This window comes from Neptunicella marina (genome assembly GCF_014270035.1).
GTDB lineage: Bacteria > Pseudomonadota > Gammaproteobacteria > Enterobacterales > Alteromonadaceae > Neptunicella > Neptunicella marina.
Genome location: NZ_JACNEP010000006.1, coordinates 68,207 through 83,354 on the forward strand (window position 1 = coordinate 68,207; position 15,148 = coordinate 83,354).

Here is a 15,148-nt window from a genome sequence, read left to right on the forward strand (position 1 = left end):
TGCAATATTGATGCCCCCAGAAAATGGGCGGCTAATTCTAGCGCAGCTCGGCAAAAAATAGAATTGAATTCACCAGAGCAAATTAATGCCAAGCCTTGCTATGCGGCCTTTACCCTTGTGCTTTTAATATCTCAATCTGTTGTGGCAATTTTGATGTTAGCCAATTGGCACTGGCCCATTTGAGTATGTGCTCACAATCAGTATTTGCAATGTCTGCTGGTGGGGCATGATTTAACCAACTTAAGACAGTGCACAGGTTATCAGTAGCCCGATTGTTATCCAGTGCGGGGGCATGGTTCTGTTTACTGAGTTTCAGGCCGGGTTTTGTCACTACAACTGGCAAGTGTAAATACTGAGGTTGGGGTAGTTTTAGCTGTTGATACAACGCGAGTTGACAGGCAGTGGGCTGCAGTAAATCGCTGCCTCGTACTATGTGGTTTATTTGCTGGTCCGTATCGTCACTCACCACAGCCAGATGGTATGCGTATAAACCGTCCTTACGTTTTAAAATAAAATCCTCATGCGAAAAAGCCTGATCAGCTGCAATATTGCCTTGTAACATGTCGGTAAAATAGTTAATTGGGGCAAGGTTTTTAAATCGTAATGAGCAGCCCTCTGCCGTTAAGTGTCTGTCACGGCAATATCCATGATAATGGCCACCTCGCTGTTGAATTAGTTTACGAGTACAGTTGCAATAGTAGGTAACGGATTGTTTTTGAAGAAGTTCAAGGTGATATTCATACAAATCTGATTGTTTGCTTTGGTAACGTATCGCTTCATCCCAATACAGGCCATGCTGCTCAAGGGTATGCAGGATAATGTCAGTGGCTCCCGGCATTTCACGAGGTGGATCGATATCTTCTATGCGAACTAACCATTTACCCTGGTGAGATTTTGCATGGAGGTAACTGCCTACAGCAGCGACCAAAGAGCCCAGATGTAATGGACCTGAAGGAGAGGGAGCAAATCGCCCTCGATAAGTAGAAGGACTGTTCTTCATTAAAAAGACAAATAGAATGCTGCACAAAGCCTTTTTCTTTGTACAGCATCATACAGGTTATATAAATTAACCCTGCATTTGTTTTTCTTTGATTTCAGCCATGGTTTTACAGTCGATACAAAGGTCGGCTGTTGGGCGTGCTTCCAGTCGGCGAATACCTATTTCGATGCCACAACTGTCACAAAAACCAAAATCGTCTTCTTCGATACGCTTAAGGGTTTTTTCAATCTTTTTGATCAGCTTTCGTTCACGATCACGGGTACGTAATTCGATGCTGAATTCTTCTTCCTGTGCTGCACGATCTACCGGATCAGGGAAGTTTGCCGCTTCGTCCTGCATGTGATGTACAGTACGGTCGACTTCTTCACGCAATTGGTTACGCCAGGCTTGAAGTAGTTTTCTGAAATGCTCTAACTGAGCATCGTTCATGTACTCTTCGCCTTCCTTCTCCTGATAAGGCGACACACCTGCCAGCGCGAGCAGGCCTATTGTTTTATTTGTTGGCATCAGCCAATTCTCCTAAACAAAATCGCAGGGATTTTTAATAAGCGGCTATCTATAGCAGAAAGCCTCTTGCTTGACAACGAATTCGGGGGACTGAAGTACTCCCTATTCGATCAGACAGCCAAATATGGAGATCAAAAATTAAAAATCAACTTTTTTATGCAAATTAAATGGACATTGATAGCTGACTTTGTATTCATCACCGAGTAATTCACAACCATAAGCCAGTATTTCTACTCCTGCATCAATAGCATTTTGCAGTTCTGCAGCATAGGCCGGGTCGATATGACGCGCGACAGTCATTTGATGTATACCGCTATGCTGTACTAAAAATAGCAGTACTGCACGCTGTCCTTTTTCAGCTAAAATAGCGAGTTCACGCAGGTGTTTTTGTCCCCGCGTGGTCACAGCATCGGGAAAACATCCCCAATCCTGCTCAAGCAAGGTGACCGATTTTACTTCAACATAACAATCGGGTTGGTTGCTTTGCGTCAGTAAAAAATCAATCCGGCTATTTTCATTACCGTATTTGACTTCGGGTTTGATTTTATCGTAACCGGTAAGTTCTGGTATTCGATTTTGCTGTATTGCTTCTGCAACCAGCTTGTTGGCATTGTGTGTGTTAATGCCAATCAGATGACCAAGATGGTTTTCTACCAACTCCCAGGTGTAAGCCAGTTTGCGTTTGGGGTTGTTATGTTTGGATAACCAGGCCTTCCAACCCGGTTCTGCGCAGGATTTCATTGAGCCGGTGTTGGGACAATGTGCGGTGACAATGTCACCTGTATCCAGTTTCACATCAGCAAAAAAACGTTTGTAGCGTTTAATTAATGTGCCGGGTATCAGTGGGCTGACAAACTTCATTTCTTGAGTCCACCATAGCGGATAATTTAGACTAGCTGTCCATTCTAACAAATTACGGTTGTTCGTTGGTGAGCAATTGTATTGATACGAGGTTGTTATGTCTCTTCTTACCCTTTCACTCTCTTCCAATCCGGCACCTGCACAATGGGGAACCAGTGCGATTTTGTCATTTTCTGAGTCGGGCGCGACAGTGCATATTGGCAGAGGTTCGGTGGATGCATTGCGCATCATAAAAAAGGCAGCGCGACATCTGGATGGCTTAGGTAATAAAGAAATTCAGTTAATTGGCGATTGGAATGCCGAACAGCAGTGGGCTTTTGTCTGCAGTTATGTCTCTCCGAAAAAACCAGGTGGTGTGCATTTTGTCGATAATGCTGATAAAGCAGAATTGCAACAACGTGCCAAAGCAATGTTGTTTACCCGTGATCTCATTAATCGTGCACCAGAAGATATTCACCCTCAGTCGTTAGCAAAAGAAGTTAGCCAATGGTTATCGTCTTTAAGTAACGATATAACCGTCAAAACCATTGAAGGTGATGCATTACTTGAACAGGGATGGATTGGCATTCATGGTGTAGGTCGTGGTAGTCAGCGCCCTCCTTTATTACTGGAAGTGGACTTTAATCCAACAGGCAACCCTGATGCAAAAGTTTCTGCGGCGCTGGTTGGTAAAGGTATTACCTTTGACAGTGGCGGTTACAGTATCAAATCCAGTGAAGGCATGTTAACCATGAAATGCGATATGGGCGGTGCGGCTACGGTGGCGGGCGCCTTAGGTTTAGCCATTATGCAAGGCTTGGAAAAGCGCGTAAAAATGTTTCTTTGCTGTGCAGAAAATCTGATTAGCGGTAACGCTTATAAACTGGGAGATATCCTGACTTATAAAAATGGTACAACGGTTGAAGTGGTTAATACCGATGCCGAAGGTCGTCTGGTACTGGCTGATGGTTTAATGGCTGCCGGTGAAACTGGTGCCCCGCTGATTATTGATGCCGCTACACTCACTGGCGCCGCTATGGTAGCGGTTGGTAGTGAATACAATGCATTATTTGGTTTGGATAAACCTTTGGTTGCCAAAGCAGTGCAAGTGGCTGAGTCGGTAAATGAGCCAGCATGGCCATTGCCTTTGGAAAAGTGGCATCAGGATAATTGTCCGTCTGCTTATGCCGATACGGCTAATAGTCGTCCGGTCAAAGGCGGTGGAGCGGGTGGCGCTTCGAATGCTGCTGGTTTTTTATCTCGTTTTGTTCCAAATGAAGGTCAGGGCTGGCTGCATTTTGATTTAGCGTCTGCGTTTAACAATTCTGCGACCAATATGCTGCCTGCAGGGGCAACAGCCGCTGGTATACGTACAATTGCGCAGTTAATTAGAGGATAGAGCTGATACAACAAGGCGATGTGTGTCAGCATCGCCTTGTTGTTTAATTCGGATAAAAGTTGATTAGATGCCGCCGATACGTTCGGCAAAGGTTTTGTAGCGTTTTACATCCTCGGCATCAAATAAAGGGCGCCCTTCATCATCTTTTTGTTTAGCGAGCAGAAGGCTTTCACGCTCAAGGCGTTCAACGCGAATATCTTGCACACCAAGAAATTCCGCGACCTCGCTGACTGTCATCAAGTTCATTGCAGTTTCTTCCTTTTTAGTATTGATTATTATTAAAGCCTAAAAACGGTATTTTACCCAGCCGGCAGTATAAACAGATTAATTAAACAACTGAAACTTATCTGATTTTTTATTAAAATAGCCAGACTTATTTTGTTTGGAGAGTACTGATGGATACGTGGTCCGCAGCAATCATGTTGTTTTTAATTATGGATCCATTGGGCAATTTGCCTGTTTTTATGTCAGTACTAAAAGTGATAGAGCCTAAACGACGCAAAAAGGTGTTGGCTCGTGAGCTGTTATTCTCGCTGCTGATTATGGGATTATTCCTGTACAGCGGACAAGCAATGCTGGATTTTCTTAATGTGAAACAGGAAACCGTTAGTATTGCCGGAGGAATTATCTTGTTTTTAATTGCCCTGCGTATGATATTTCCGCAACCTGGTGGTGTTGCTGGTCAGCCCGTAGGAGAAGAGCCGTTTTTAGTCCCGTTGGCAATCCCAATGGTTGCCGGACCGTCGATTCTGGCTGCTCTGATCTTGTTAGCTAATCAGGATCCGGATCGTATGGCTGATTGGAGCATAGCGTTGTTTTGCGCATGGTTTGTATCCGCTTCAATTTTAATGTTCTCAAATAGCTTCCATCGTTTACTGGGTGAACGTGGATTAACCGCCGTTGAACGCCTAATGGGCATGATACTGGTCATGATTTCAATACAAATGTTTTTAGATGGCGTTGTAGCATACTGGGGACACGCAACATGAATAATAAATTAACTACTTTCGCCCGTGTGCGTGAGTTGCCACCTGCGCAAGCAGCCCTGTTTGGTGCAACCTTACTTGAACGTATGCTGCCAAATTACATGCTATTTTGTGACGTAAGTGAACAAGGTGATGCGGAACAGTTTCGTAAAACACTCAATGCCATATGGGACAAGCTGGCTGATCCTAAACAAAAGATGAATCTGGCGGTGCACCTCGAAAAAATCGAAGAAGCTACGCCTGATGCTGCTGAACATGACTTTTATGGTGTATATCCAGCCATTGATGCAGGCATGTCGATGGCCGCATTGCTGTTGTTGATTATGGGAGATGATCCTCAGGGCGCCGTCGTGATCAGCAAACTGTCACAAGGTTCTGTTGAAGCTTTTATTGAGGCTACTCATGAAGAGCAATTAGACAACCAGGCAATAAAAGCACATCCATTAATGCAGTGGGAAGTAAGTTTTCAACAATCATTACTAGATATTCTTGAATCAAAAAAGACCTCACCAAACCTGTGTAAAGAGCTTAGAGCAATGGCGGTTGAAGAAGGGGTCTCAAATATCGGTATCGAAATACAAGAATAAATATTTCAATTAGAAAAAGAGCACAGATAACCAGCAAATACCAGTGATTAACATTGTTAGAAATACGGCCGCGGAGCCAAGATCTTTGGCTTGTTTGGAAAGTGGATGAATATCTGTGCTGATGCGATCTATGCCCGCTTCAATTGCACTATTAATACACTCAACTACCAAAATCGCCATCAGAGGAAGAACTAAAGTCAGAAATTCACTAGGGGACTCAGCCAACCAGAATGAAAGTGGTATAAGCACAGCACAAATACCCAGTTCCATTCGAAATGCCTCTTCGTGACGATAGGCATACCCTAACCCTTCAATTGAACATTTCGCAGCGTTTATAACCCGCGTAAATCCGCGACCATTTGGTTTAATCATTGTCATTATTATTATTCGCCTTGTTGGTATAGCCGGTAATTAACTTGTTTGGTTTGTTTCTGTTTAAGTAATTGCCACTGTGCTGGAATGCTGTAGGCACAAGATATTTCAGATTCTATATAAATCAGACCGTTGGGAGCTAATAATTGTTGTTGCTCTATTTTGGCAATCAATTCCGGGAGTAATTGCTTGTTAAAAGGGGGGTCGGCAAAGATTAAATCATAGGCTTCTGTCGGCTGATTAAGATGTTGTAACACATCATTGTTTATTACCTGAGCTTGAGATGCATTAAGTTTCAGTAGCTGGCAGTTTGCTTCAATTTGCAGAGCAGCACTTTTGTTGTATTCAACAAAAGTTACATGATTGGCATGACGAGATAAGGACTCAAAACCTAAGCCGCCACTGCCCGCAAATGCATCAAGACAGCGAGTACCTGCTATATAAGGCGCCAGCCAGTTAAACAGGGTTTCTTTAGTGCGGTCAGTTGTTGGACGCAACCCTTGTGCATCAAGAACGGGTAGTTTTCTACCTCGCCATTGTCCGGCAATGACTCTGATACTGCCTGTTACAGTGGATTTTTTTTTAGCCTGTCGCTTCATTGAAATGGTATGATTATGGCAATTAGTGCATCGATAAGTACATAGTGTACCGTGTCATCCGCTTGTGATACACAAGCAAATGTTTGAAAGGAACAGTGTTTTTATGTCTAAGTTTTTTTCCTGGTTCAATAAAGATAAAGCCAGCCAGGATCCCGCCCCTGCCAAACAAGAATCGGAGCAAGTTTCAGTCGAAGCTGAACAATCCGCCGCACAACTTGCTGAAGACCTGTCTGAATTACCTGAAACCGAGCTTGCAAGCGCCGAAATTCCAACTGCTGAAAGTGACGCTGTTGAGATTCAAGCTGACGCTGCTTCTGAGGTTGTTGAGCCAGAACGACAGGCTGAAACAACAGTCGAAGACGTGCCTATTACCAAAAATGAAGGTTTCTTTAGCCGTCTGAAAAAAAGCCTGAGTAAAACCCGGGTTAATATTGGTAGTGGTTTTATCGGGTTATTTAGCGGTAAAAAAATTGATGAAGAGTTGTTTGAAGAGCTGGAAACCCAGTTATTAATGGCTGATTTAGGCATTGAAACCACACAGAAGATTATCGACCATCTTACGGAATCAGCAGATCGTTCGCAGTTAAAAGATGGCGAAGCGCTGTACCAATTATTAAAACAACATATGACGGATATTCTTAAGCCGGTTACTCAGCTACTTGAGCTGGATAAATCGGAAGGTCCGTTTGTTATTTTGATGGTGGGAGTAAATGGCGTCGGTAAAACCACCACCATTGGAAAAATGGCCAAGCAGTTCCAAAATCAGGGTAAAAAAGTGATGCTGGCCGCAGGGGATACGTTCCGGGCGGCAGCGGTGGAACAGCTGCAGGTTTGGGGTGATCGCAACAATATACCTGTGATTGCACAGCACACTGGCGCTGATAGTGCTTCGGTTTTATATGATGCGTTGGAAGCGGCAAAAGCACGAAATGTTGATGTATTAATAGCTGATACGGCAGGTCGTCTGCAAAACAAAGACAATCTAATGGAAGAGCTGAAAAAAGTCGTGCGCGTCATGAAAAAGCTCAATCCGGATGCACCGCATGAAGTCATGTTAACGCTGGATGCCGGTACCGGCCAAAATGCCTTGAGTCAGGCCAGGTTATTTGGCGAAGCAGTGGGATTAACCGGCATTAGCCTGACTAAACTGGATGGTACCGCAAAAGGCGGGGTGATTTTTGCCATTGCCGATAAGTTAAATATTCCCATCCGCTACATAGGTGTAGGTGAAGGTATTGATGACTTGCGCCCCTTCGAAGGTGAACAGTTTGTTGAGGCATTATTCTCTCAACCGGAGTCTTAATAACAATAAAAACAGGGACTTTTATTTAGCATGATTAAATTTGAGCAGGTCAGTAAAACTTATCCGGGTGGCCAACAGGCGCTGCGTCAGGTGAGCTTTCATATTAAACCCGGAGAAATGGCGTTTTTAACCGGGCACTCAGGTGCAGGTAAAAGTACTCTGCTCAAACTGATCAGTATCATGGAGCGTCCTACTGTTGGACGTGTACTGATCAATGGTCATGACCTTAAACAGATCACCTCTCGCCAAATCCCTTACATTCGCCGCGATATCGGCATGATTTTCCAAAGCCATCAATTGTTGATGGATAAAACCGTTTTCGACAATGTAGCTCTCCCTTTGATTATTGAAGGTTATTCGCGCCGTGAAACCACTAAAAAGGTTCATGCGGCGCTAGATATGGTTGGCTTGTTAAATAAGGCTAAAAATTCTCCGGTTACTCTTTCAGGTGGTGAACAGCAACGTGTTGGCATCGCGCGTGCTGTGGTTAATCGTCCACCATTACTACTGGCAGATGAGCCAACCGGTAACCTTGATCCCAAGCTGTCCATGGAAATTATCGAGCTGTTTGAAAACTTCAATCAGGCCGGTGTTTCTGTATTTATTGCTACGCACGATTTGGGTTTGATTGCGCGCATGCGCTACCGCACCCTCACTTTAAAAAATGGTCAGATGATTACTGATGGATTAACCGAAGACTGGCAGGAGGATAGTGATGAGTTTACTGTTTAAAGACCGCCAGCACGGGGCTGAGATAAGCCAAATATCGACAGTCCAAAAAGTGATGATGTTTTTTGTGGATCATCTGCGTCAGGCATTGGCCAGTTTAGGCGATTTATGGCGCACTCCCACGGCATCCTTATTAACCATTGGCGTATTAGGTTTAAGTATTACCTTACCTACAACCTTATATGTATTGGTCAAGAATACGGAGCAGGTGAGTGCAGGCTGGGAACAGGCTGCTGAAATTTCATTGTTTTTGCGCAAGGACGTTAGTCAGGGAGATATTCAGCAACTGATTAAACGAGTGAACCTGTGGCCAGAGGTGGAAAAACTTGTGCATGTTCCTTCCGAACAGGCGTTGAAAGAATTTAAGCAACTTTCAGGGTTTGGCGATGCATTGCAATATCTGGATAAAAACCCCTTGCCAGATGTGTTACTGGTAACACCCACCGAAAAATTTGCCGGACCGCAATCTGCTGCGCGTTTATTGGATAAGTTACGGAATGAACGGGAGGTGGAAACCGGCAAACTGGATATAGAATGGCTCACGCGTTTACATGGCGTGTTAACACTGGCGCGCGAACTGGTATCGCTTATCGCCTTATTGTTGTTTTTGGCTGTGGTACTTATTATTGGCAATACCATCAGGCTGAACATTCTAAATAAACGCAGTGAAATTCAGGTGATGAAACTGGTTGGAGCAACCGATGCCTTTATTCAGCGTCCTTTTTTGTATACCGGTTTTTGGTTTGGCTTGGCTGGCGGGATTCTGGCGTGGTTTGCGGTAATCATTATTTGTTGGTGGATGGAATCCAGTATTGCTGCACTAACGCAGCTTTACCAAAAAGATTTTACCCTGACAGGCTTATCCGGCAGCGAGCTTCTGGTGGTGTTGGGCTTATCGGTTACGCTGGGGTTGGCTGGTTCGATTATTAGTGTGGCCAGACATATTCGTGAAATTGAACCCACCTAAAACCTGTTTACGGTTGTCATTTGGATTGTGACGCCAGATGGATATGATTACCCCATAACAGTGCCTGATGATGTAGCTGGAATACTAATAACTCGTCGAGTTGAAGCAGTTTTGCATAGTCTGTCACCAGTTGCCATTGTGCCCGTTCAAGTGCACGTACTAATTGTAAATAATTAAACAGGTTTCCTGGTTCTCCGCTTAGCGCCATCTTGAGCTCATCGCTTATCGGTAATTTATTAACCAATACAGACATGGGTTGATCAAGCAAACTATCCAACATGGACAATAGGCCTGCCAGAAATCCCATGGGGGGATTATTGTATTCACGTTTGGCGGCTGATACGAGTTCACAAAACTTGGCACGGATCAGACACAACTTTAATAGTTCGCCGGGTTTATTATCCGACAAGTTAGCCAGCGCCAGTAACGCAATGAATTTTTTTATCTCCAGTTCACCCATAAACGTTAGTGCATGCTTGAGTGAGGTTATCTGATTACTTTTATTCAGCAGTGGATCATTAATAAATCTTAATAGTCTGTAGGTAAGTGTGACGTCCCGTTCAAAAATAGAGTTTAGATAATTAAAGTCCAGTTCTTTAGCTGATGAGACATTGATCAGTTCGAGTAAATTTAACTTTGAACTGGGTAAACTTTTATTGCGTATGACTTCAGGATAAGTAAAAAAGTAACCCTGAAAATAGTCATATCCTAACTCCAGACAAAATTGAAATTGTTCGTATGTTTCGACTTTCTCAGCCACCAGTTTTATTGGCATATTTTTTAACGCGGGTGTGCGTTCAGTGATCTCCTGTTGACTAAACATAGAGACGTTTATTTTTATGATATCAACATAGGGCAGTATTACCTGCCATTTGAGGTCGAAGTCATAATCGTCCAATGCTAACCGGTAGCCATTTTGTTTAATTTGTTTACAGGCATCCAATAGTTGTTCATTGACATCCAGGTCTTCGAGTAATTCCACAACTATTTTTTCCGGGGCCAGAAATGTGGGAAAGCGGTGTAATAGGGTATCCTGAAAAAAGTTGATAAAAGCTGGCTTTCCCTGAGTGATATCTTCCAGACCCTGACTCAAATGACTGTTAGTCAGCAAACGCGATGTTGCTTCATCTGGTGTGATATGGGCAGGATAACAATTGCTTTCACCATCTCTAAACAACAATTCGTAGGCATGTACATGTTTATTACGGTCAAAAATAGCCTGGCGGGCAATATAGGTGTACATGCTCAACTCCTGACTTAAAAGGTTGATGGTAATCAGATGTTATTGTGATGAGCTGAATTTGGTTTGTTCAACTTCTGGTATTGTTGAGTATAGTTAGAGGTCTGTTCCTTTGCTGAATTTGTTAGTAAGTTTTTTAAACTAGCAATGTTTGCATAAGTACTTGAATATAAAGTATATAAATATATTAAATTCTTGTTTATCTCATCTGTATAAGAGCGTCTTATAAGGCTGGATTCAGCATCGATTCATGTGTGTCATGTAAGCTAATTTTCAGCTTAAAGGTTGAAAAATGCACAACCTGGCACCATATATTCCGGACTGGAACTTTTTTATAAGATTTTGGTCATAAATAATGCGCCCAAATACGTTTTTTAAGCGTTAAAATAATGGCGCAGTGAAAGTCGAATTGTTACACTTGAAGGCAGTAACAAAAGTTAAGGGGTACTCAATGAGCACAAGCCTACAATCAATGGCATTAAGCGTTCCTCACGGTTCAGGTAGCATCGAAGCCTACGTTCAGGCTGCGAGCAATATTCCTATGCTTACCGCAGATGAAGAACGTAATCTGGCCGAGAGATTGCAAAGCGATGGCGATTTGGAATCAGCTCGTAAACTGGTTATGTCCCATCTGCGCTTTGTTATCCATATTGCCAAATCTTATTCTGGTTATGGATTACCACAAGCCGACCTGATTCAGGAAGGTAATATCGGTTTGATGAAAGCAGTAAAGCGTTTTGATCCTACCGTTGGTGTAAGGCTGGTTTCATTCGCCGTGCACTGGATTAAAGCTGAAATCCACGAATATGTATTACGTAACTGGCGTATTGTTAAAGTTGCGACCACTAAAGCGCAGCGTAAATTGTTCTTTAATTTACGTAAGGCTAAAAAACGTTTGGGGTGGTTCACTCACGCTGAAGTTGAAACTGTTGCAGAAGAATTAGGTGTAAGCACCAAAGAAGTTCTGCAGATGGAAGCGCGTATGAGCAGTCAGGATCAGACCTTTGACCTGTCCGCTGACGATGATGAAAACGGTAACTTTGCACCGGTTCAGTATCTGGAAGATAAAACTGAAGATGTTGAAGCTCAGGTTGTATCTGACGATTGGGATACAAATGCCAGCAACCGTTTATATTCAGCGATTAAAACGCTGGATGAGCGCAGTCAACACATTATCCAGACTCGCTGGTTATCGGATGATAAAAGCACCTTGCAGGAATTAGCTGACAAATATCAGGTATCTGCAGAACGTGTGCGTCAGATTGAAAAAAATGCCATGAAAAAGCTGCAATCAGCAATGGCATAAGTCAGTAAATCAGATATAAAAAAACCTTCTTCGGAAGGTTTTTTTATATTTGCCATATGAAGGTGATTATTCGGGCATAGTTTCTGATGTCACAGGAATAACCCAGTATTCCCCGCTAAATAAACCCGCAGGTATTTCATCATCAAAAATATCGACACTTAGTTTAACCGGACAACGTTTGCCTTTTTTGAGTAGTTCAAACCGCTCTGTCATTGATTCAATATTACATACTGCACGAGGACGCGTTTTGATTGGCATGGTGTAATCGATATTGCCTTTCGCCAAAACAATGTCACCTTCTAATCCCTTTTCTTTAAGGTGAAGGTGGATCATGCCCCATCCAGTCAGCACTGCATGTGAATATATACTGCCTGCGAACATGGTGTTATGCGGATTGATATTTTTCATGATGGGCGCACGTGTTTCTAATGTACGTCCGCTGTACTGGAACAACTTAATGCCCATTTGTTCACTAATGGGAATGCCATCGTGCCAGATTTTTTGTAATGCCTGGCACCATTTTGGATGGATCATAATGGCATTTAATTCTGTGAGCTTTTTAATCATTAGTGAGCGAGACAAGGTACCCAGTTCGTTAGAGCTCTCCCCTGCCACTTCATAACCACAACTTTTAAAAAACGGCATGGATAATTCGCGACTGTTAGTCACGATGCGCTCGACACCTTCATGGCGGGCAACACCTTCTAATGCGGAGACGATCATTTTGCCCAGACCACGACCTTGCTGATCGGCAGCCACTGCAATATGACGAATTTGCGCTTCTTCTGAGGTATTAAAGTGTAATCGTCCAATCGCTAATACGTTTTTGTCGGCATCAACAATCATACGATGATGACTAACCTGCTCATATTCGTCTTTTTCTGAGCCGAGTGGATAATTCCAGGGCTTGCGCAGCATTTCCCAGCGGAAGGCGAAATACTTTTCAAAATCCTCTTCAGATTCCGGCGTAATCACTCTGTACATAAATTAAGTTTTTCCTGTAAATGGAAACTGACTGTTCCGATTTAAGAGCGATAACCTTATAGTGTTTCTCATTGATAAGAAAGATGAATTTAATTTGTGCAATTTGATTTAGAGCGTGATTTAGCTGAGCACCATCTGCTGTATTTCCAAAGAGATCCTAATGTTCAGTCTGTTAGCGTACTGGAAAATGAGCACTATCGCTGGTTAAAAATTGGAGATGTGATCCACAGTGTAATGGATAAATCACAGCCACAAAGACTGGTGCTTCCACATCTCAACCCCATGATGCTGGCTTTATATTATCGCCCCACTGTTTCTAATGTCCTTGGTCTGGGATTAGGTGGCGGGGCATTGGAACGCTACCTGCTGGATAGATCGGAAATATCGTTAACCTCAGTAGAGTTGAATCCCACCATTATTGATTGTTATCGCAACTATTTTGCCATTGATGATAAGCCGCACAATATTGTGCAGGCCGATGCACAGGGTTATGTAACAAACGCTACAGACATTGATTTATTGCTGGTGGATTTATTTGATCACCAGTCAAATCCTGCCTTTTTATCTGAACCAGAGTTTTATCAGCAGTGTATGCAAGCATTAACGCCTAATGGCTTGCTGGTGGTGAATCTGTTACCTGTGTTTGATTTGCAGTTATATGATATCGAAGACATGCTTGAAGAGCTGTTTGATTCGCAAGTACTTTGTTTTAGCGTGCCGGGCTACATTAATCGCATACTTATATGCAGCCGTCAGCCACTGGCTGATATTCCTTTTGATCAGGCATTCTATAAGGAAATTACCCGGCTAAAACTGGACCTTAATTTCTGTATTTTAAACCGTTAAATTAAAGGTAACCGGACCATCATTAATCAGGGATACCTGCATATCAGCCCCAAAAACGCCTGATTGCACTTCAATGCCCGCCGCTTCTGCCTGCTTAATAAAATATAAATACAGCTCTTTGCTCATGTGTGGAGAGCCGGCATTGGAGAAGCCTGGGCGATTACCTTTGCGGGTATCTGCCACCAAAGTAAACTGCGACACCACCAGCAGCTGACCACCAATCTGTTGCAGGTTTAAATTCATCTTGCCTTTAGTATCACTAAAAATACGGTAATTGAGAATGCGTTCACACAGGCGTCTGGCTTTGGCCTCGTCGTCATCCTGCTCCACGCCAAGTAATACCAGCAATCCTTGATCAATCGCGCCGGTTTGTTTTCCATCAACGGTGACACTGGCGCTTTTTACTCTTTGTATCAGACCAATCATGTCTGTCCTGTAAATTAACTTAAAGACCAAGGTGATGATAATACGTCTTTTTTCAGAATAAAATTGTAACCTCTGCTTACTAATCAATGCATTTGCTTAATTGAGTTAGCGCGAGATATACATTAATGTAAAGTCTTGTTATTGATGATGAATATACAAGATGTGTTCAATGTATAGGATAGGAGCAATTTATGGCTGAGCAAGGATCTGGTGGTAATGTAATTGCCGCTTTATGTTGTGTATTTTTCCCCGGGTTAGGGCAACTGGTACAGGGGCGTATTCTGGCTGCGCTGGTATTTGCAATTGTTGCTTTTGGTGGTTATGCACTGTGGTTTTTCATTGTACCGGCCATTATTGGTTTTATTGCCCACGTCTGGTCGATACTGGATGCGGCTAAATTCAGAAGATTATCATGAAAGCCTTTATTGCCGGGTTATTGCTGTTACTGACCGGTTGCCAGAGTGCTTATTATGCCGCTATGGAAAAAGTGGGCATTGAAAAGCGTGAGATCCTGGTTGATCGGGTAGAGGAAACCAAGGATGCGCAAAAAAATGCCCAAACTCAGTTTAAGTCGGCACTGGAACAGCTCAGTACTCTGATTAAATTTGATGGGGGAGAGCTGCAATCGGTTTATGAATCGCTAAATGATGAATATGAGGCCAGTCGTGAGGCTGCTGACCGGGTTTCTGCACGGATCGACAAAGTTGAGGATGTGGCTGAGGCCCTGTTTGATGAATGGCAGCAAGAGTTAACTCAGTATTCCAATGAATCATTACGTCGCGCAAGTGAACGTAAACTCAAGGAAACAGAACGCCGTTACCAGTCATTGATTCGTGCGATGCGCAGAGCAGAACAAAAAATGGAGCCAGTTTTGGCAGCGTTGAAGGACAATACCCTGTATCTGAAGCATAATTTAAATGCTGCTGCGATTGGGGCATTGCAGGGAGAACTGAGTTCTCTGCAAAATAACGTACAACAACTGATTCAGGAAATGAATCAGGCTATTGCTCAATCTGATGCCTTTATCGATAACTTAAAAACCAATAACTAACCGCTA

19 protein-coding genes are annotated in these 15,148 nt (G+C 43.2%); 10 read left to right on the forward strand and 9 right to left on the reverse strand.

Annotated features, from left to right (window positions below; translation table 11 throughout):
* Positions 1–109: 109 nt before the first annotated feature.
* The 3 genes from gluQRS to sfsA all read right to left on the reverse strand — a co-directional run bounded on the left by gluQRS (position 110) and on the right by sfsA (position 2,368).
* Positions 110–1,000, reverse strand: a complete 891-nt coding sequence (gluQRS, locus tag H8B19_RS08965; RefSeq protein WP_186506484.1) for a tRNA glutamyl-Q(34) synthetase GluQRS — start codon at positions 998–1,000, stop codon at positions 110–112.
* Between the two features lie 66 nt (positions 1,001–1,066).
* Entirely contained in the window at positions 1,067–1,507 is a 441-nt protein-coding gene (dksA, locus tag H8B19_RS08970) for an RNA polymerase-binding protein DksA (RefSeq protein WP_186506485.1), read from the reverse strand.
* Positions 1,508–1,645: 138 nt separating this feature from the next.
* Positions 1,646–2,368, reverse strand: coding sequence for a DNA/RNA nuclease SfsA (gene sfsA / locus H8B19_RS08975; protein WP_186506486.1), 723 nt, complete (start codon positions 2,366–2,368; stop codon positions 1,646–1,648).
* Positions 2,369–2,465: 97 nt separating this feature from the next.
* On the opposite strand from sfsA, the gene pepB reads away from it, so the two are divergent.
* Positions 2,466–3,746 carry an aminopeptidase PepB gene (pepB, locus tag H8B19_RS08980; protein ID WP_186506487.1) on the forward strand — a complete coding sequence of 427 codons (1,281 nt, stop codon included), beginning with the start codon at positions 2,466–2,468 and terminating at the stop codon, positions 3,744–3,746.
* 63 nt (positions 3,747–3,809) lie between these two features.
* Here the strand turns inward: pepB and H8B19_RS08985 are convergent, their stop codons facing one another.
* Positions 3,810–3,992, reverse strand: coding sequence for a MerR family transcriptional regulator (locus H8B19_RS08985; RefSeq protein WP_186506488.1), 183 nt, complete (start codon positions 3,990–3,992; stop codon positions 3,810–3,812).
* 149 nt (positions 3,993–4,141) lie between these two features.
* Here H8B19_RS08985 and H8B19_RS08990 point away from each other — a divergent pair, with 149 nt between their 5' ends.
* Both H8B19_RS08990 and H8B19_RS08995 read left to right on the forward strand, forming a co-directional pair.
* Positions 4,142–4,735 carry a YhgN family NAAT transporter gene (locus H8B19_RS08990; protein WP_186506489.1) on the forward strand — a complete coding sequence of 198 codons (594 nt, stop codon included), beginning with the start codon at positions 4,142–4,144 and terminating at the stop codon, positions 4,733–4,735.
* Positions 4,732–5,319 (forward strand): YjaG family protein, encoded by a 588-nt coding sequence (locus H8B19_RS08995; RefSeq protein WP_186506490.1) that lies wholly within the window; start codon positions 4,732–4,734, stop codon positions 5,317–5,319. The genes H8B19_RS08990 and H8B19_RS08995 overlap by 4 nt, the downstream gene beginning before the upstream one ends.
* 9 nt (positions 5,320–5,328) lie before the next feature.
* Here H8B19_RS08995 and H8B19_RS09000 read toward each other — a convergent pair whose 3' ends face one another.
* Positions 5,329–5,697, reverse strand: a complete 369-nt coding sequence (locus H8B19_RS09000) for a diacylglycerol kinase (protein WP_206683172.1) — start codon at positions 5,695–5,697, stop codon at positions 5,329–5,331.
* A 5-nt stretch (positions 5,698–5,702) separates the two neighbouring features.
* Positions 5,703–6,290, reverse strand: a complete 588-nt coding sequence (gene rsmD, locus H8B19_RS09005) for a 16S rRNA (guanine(966)-N(2))-methyltransferase RsmD (protein WP_186506491.1) — start codon at positions 6,288–6,290, stop codon at positions 5,703–5,705.
* A 103-nt stretch (positions 6,291–6,393) separates the two neighbouring features.
* On the opposite strand from rsmD, the gene ftsY reads away from it, so the two are divergent.
* From ftsY to ftsX, 3 genes are read left to right on the forward strand one after another with little or no spacing between them, the layout of a single operon-like run.
* Complete coding sequence (ftsY, locus tag H8B19_RS09010; RefSeq protein WP_241737551.1) at positions 6,394–7,593, forward strand: signal recognition particle-docking protein FtsY; 1,200 nt, start codon at positions 6,394–6,396, stop codon at positions 7,591–7,593.
* A gap of 30 nt (positions 7,594–7,623) precedes the next feature.
* The gene (gene ftsE / locus H8B19_RS09015; protein WP_186506493.1) at positions 7,624–8,325 is read left to right on the forward strand and encodes a cell division ATP-binding protein FtsE; all 702 of its coding nucleotides are present in this window, start codon (positions 7,624–7,626) and stop codon (positions 8,323–8,325) included.
* Complete coding sequence (gene ftsX / locus H8B19_RS09020) at positions 8,309–9,289, forward strand: permease-like cell division protein FtsX (protein ID WP_186506494.1); 981 nt, start codon at positions 8,309–8,311, stop codon at positions 9,287–9,289. Before ftsE ends, ftsX begins: the two co-directional genes overlap by 17 nt.
* 16 nt (positions 9,290–9,305) lie before the next feature.
* Here the strand turns inward: ftsX and H8B19_RS09025 are convergent, their stop codons facing one another.
* Positions 9,306–10,532 carry an EAL and HDOD domain-containing protein gene (locus tag H8B19_RS09025; protein WP_186506495.1) on the reverse strand — a complete coding sequence of 409 codons (1,227 nt, stop codon included), beginning with the start codon at positions 10,530–10,532 and terminating at the stop codon, positions 9,306–9,308.
* A 448-nt stretch (positions 10,533–10,980) separates the two neighbouring features.
* On the opposite strand from H8B19_RS09025, the gene rpoH reads away from it, so the two are divergent.
* Entirely contained in the window at positions 10,981–11,835 is an 855-nt protein-coding gene (gene rpoH, locus H8B19_RS09030; RefSeq protein WP_186506496.1) for an RNA polymerase sigma factor RpoH, read from the forward strand.
* A gap of 66 nt (positions 11,836–11,901) precedes the next feature.
* On the opposite strand, the gene H8B19_RS09035 is transcribed toward rpoH, so the two are convergent.
* Positions 11,902–12,819 (reverse strand): bifunctional GNAT family N-acetyltransferase/hotdog fold thioesterase, encoded by a 918-nt coding sequence (locus tag H8B19_RS09035; RefSeq protein ID WP_186506497.1) that lies wholly within the window; start codon positions 12,817–12,819, stop codon positions 11,902–11,904.
* Between the two features lie 96 nt (positions 12,820–12,915).
* Between H8B19_RS09035 and H8B19_RS09040 the strand changes: the two genes are divergently transcribed.
* Positions 12,916–13,665, forward strand: coding sequence for a fused MFS/spermidine synthase (locus H8B19_RS09040; protein WP_186506498.1), 750 nt, complete (start codon positions 12,916–12,918; stop codon positions 13,663–13,665).
* On the opposite strand, the gene dtd is transcribed toward H8B19_RS09040, so the two are convergent.
* Positions 13,654–14,091 (reverse strand): D-aminoacyl-tRNA deacylase, encoded by a 438-nt coding sequence (dtd, locus tag H8B19_RS09045; RefSeq protein ID WP_186506499.1) that lies wholly within the window; start codon positions 14,089–14,091, stop codon positions 13,654–13,656. The genes H8B19_RS09040 and dtd overlap by 12 nt on opposite strands.
* Positions 14,092–14,282: 191 nt before the next feature.
* Between dtd and H8B19_RS09050 the strand changes: the two genes are divergently transcribed.
* Together H8B19_RS09050 and H8B19_RS09055 are read left to right on the forward strand one after the other, a co-directional pair.
* Complete coding sequence (locus H8B19_RS09050; RefSeq protein ID WP_186506500.1) at positions 14,283–14,507, forward strand: hypothetical protein; 225 nt, start codon at positions 14,283–14,285, stop codon at positions 14,505–14,507.
* Complete coding sequence (locus H8B19_RS09055) at positions 14,504–15,142, forward strand: DUF2959 domain-containing protein (RefSeq protein ID WP_186506501.1); 639 nt, start codon at positions 14,504–14,506, stop codon at positions 15,140–15,142. The genes H8B19_RS09050 and H8B19_RS09055 overlap by 4 nt, the downstream gene beginning before the upstream one ends.
* The last annotated feature ends 6 nt before the right edge of the window (positions 15,143–15,148 follow it).

Excerpts from the sequence above, each read along its gene's own strand:
- gluQRS (WP_186506484.1), bottom strand. The coding sequence starts at position 1,000 with ATGAAGAACAGTCCTTCTACTTATCGAGGGCGATTTGCTCCCTCTCCT.
- dksA (WP_186506485.1), bottom strand. The coding sequence starts at position 1,507 with ATGCCAACAAATAAAACAATAGGCCTGCTCGCGCTGGCAGGTGTGTCG.
- sfsA (WP_186506486.1), bottom strand. The coding sequence starts at position 2,368 with ATGAAGTTTGTCAGCCCACTGATACCCGGCACATTAATTAAACGCTAC.
- pepB (WP_186506487.1), top strand. The coding sequence starts at position 2,466 with ATGTCTCTTCTTACCCTTTCACTCTCTTCCAATCCGGCACCTGCACAA.
- H8B19_RS08985 (WP_186506488.1), bottom strand. The coding sequence starts at position 3,992 with ATGAACTTGATGACAGTCAGCGAGGTCGCGGAATTTCTTGGTGTGCAA.
- H8B19_RS08990 (WP_186506489.1), top strand. The coding sequence starts at position 4,142 with ATGGATACGTGGTCCGCAGCAATCATGTTGTTTTTAATTATGGATCCA.
- H8B19_RS08995 (WP_186506490.1), top strand. The coding sequence starts at position 4,732 with ATGAATAATAAATTAACTACTTTCGCCCGTGTGCGTGAGTTGCCACCT.
- H8B19_RS09000 (WP_206683172.1), bottom strand. The coding sequence starts at position 5,697 with ATGACAATGATTAAACCAAATGGTCGCGGATTTACGCGGGTTATAAAC.
- rsmD (WP_186506491.1), bottom strand. The coding sequence starts at position 6,290 with ATGAAGCGACAGGCTAAAAAAAAATCCACTGTAACAGGCAGTATCAGA.
- ftsY (WP_241737551.1), top strand. The coding sequence starts at position 6,394 with ATGTCTAAGTTTTTTTCCTGGTTCAATAAAGATAAAGCCAGCCAGGAT.
- ftsE (WP_186506493.1), top strand. The coding sequence starts at position 7,624 with ATGATTAAATTTGAGCAGGTCAGTAAAACTTATCCGGGTGGCCAACAG.
- ftsX (WP_186506494.1), top strand. The coding sequence starts at position 8,309 with ATGAGTTTACTGTTTAAAGACCGCCAGCACGGGGCTGAGATAAGCCAA.
- H8B19_RS09025 (WP_186506495.1), bottom strand. The coding sequence starts at position 10,532 with ATGTACACCTATATTGCCCGCCAGGCTATTTTTGACCGTAATAAACAT.
- rpoH (WP_186506496.1), top strand. The coding sequence starts at position 10,981 with ATGAGCACAAGCCTACAATCAATGGCATTAAGCGTTCCTCACGGTTCA.
- H8B19_RS09035 (WP_186506497.1), bottom strand. The coding sequence starts at position 12,819 with ATGTACAGAGTGATTACGCCGGAATCTGAAGAGGATTTTGAAAAGTAT.
- dtd (WP_186506499.1), bottom strand. The coding sequence starts at position 14,091 with ATGATTGGTCTGATACAAAGAGTAAAAAGCGCCAGTGTCACCGTTGAT.
- H8B19_RS09050 (WP_186506500.1), top strand. The coding sequence starts at position 14,283 with ATGGCTGAGCAAGGATCTGGTGGTAATGTAATTGCCGCTTTATGTTGT.
- H8B19_RS09055 (WP_186506501.1), top strand. The coding sequence starts at position 14,504 with ATGAAAGCCTTTATTGCCGGGTTATTGCTGTTACTGACCGGTTGCCAG.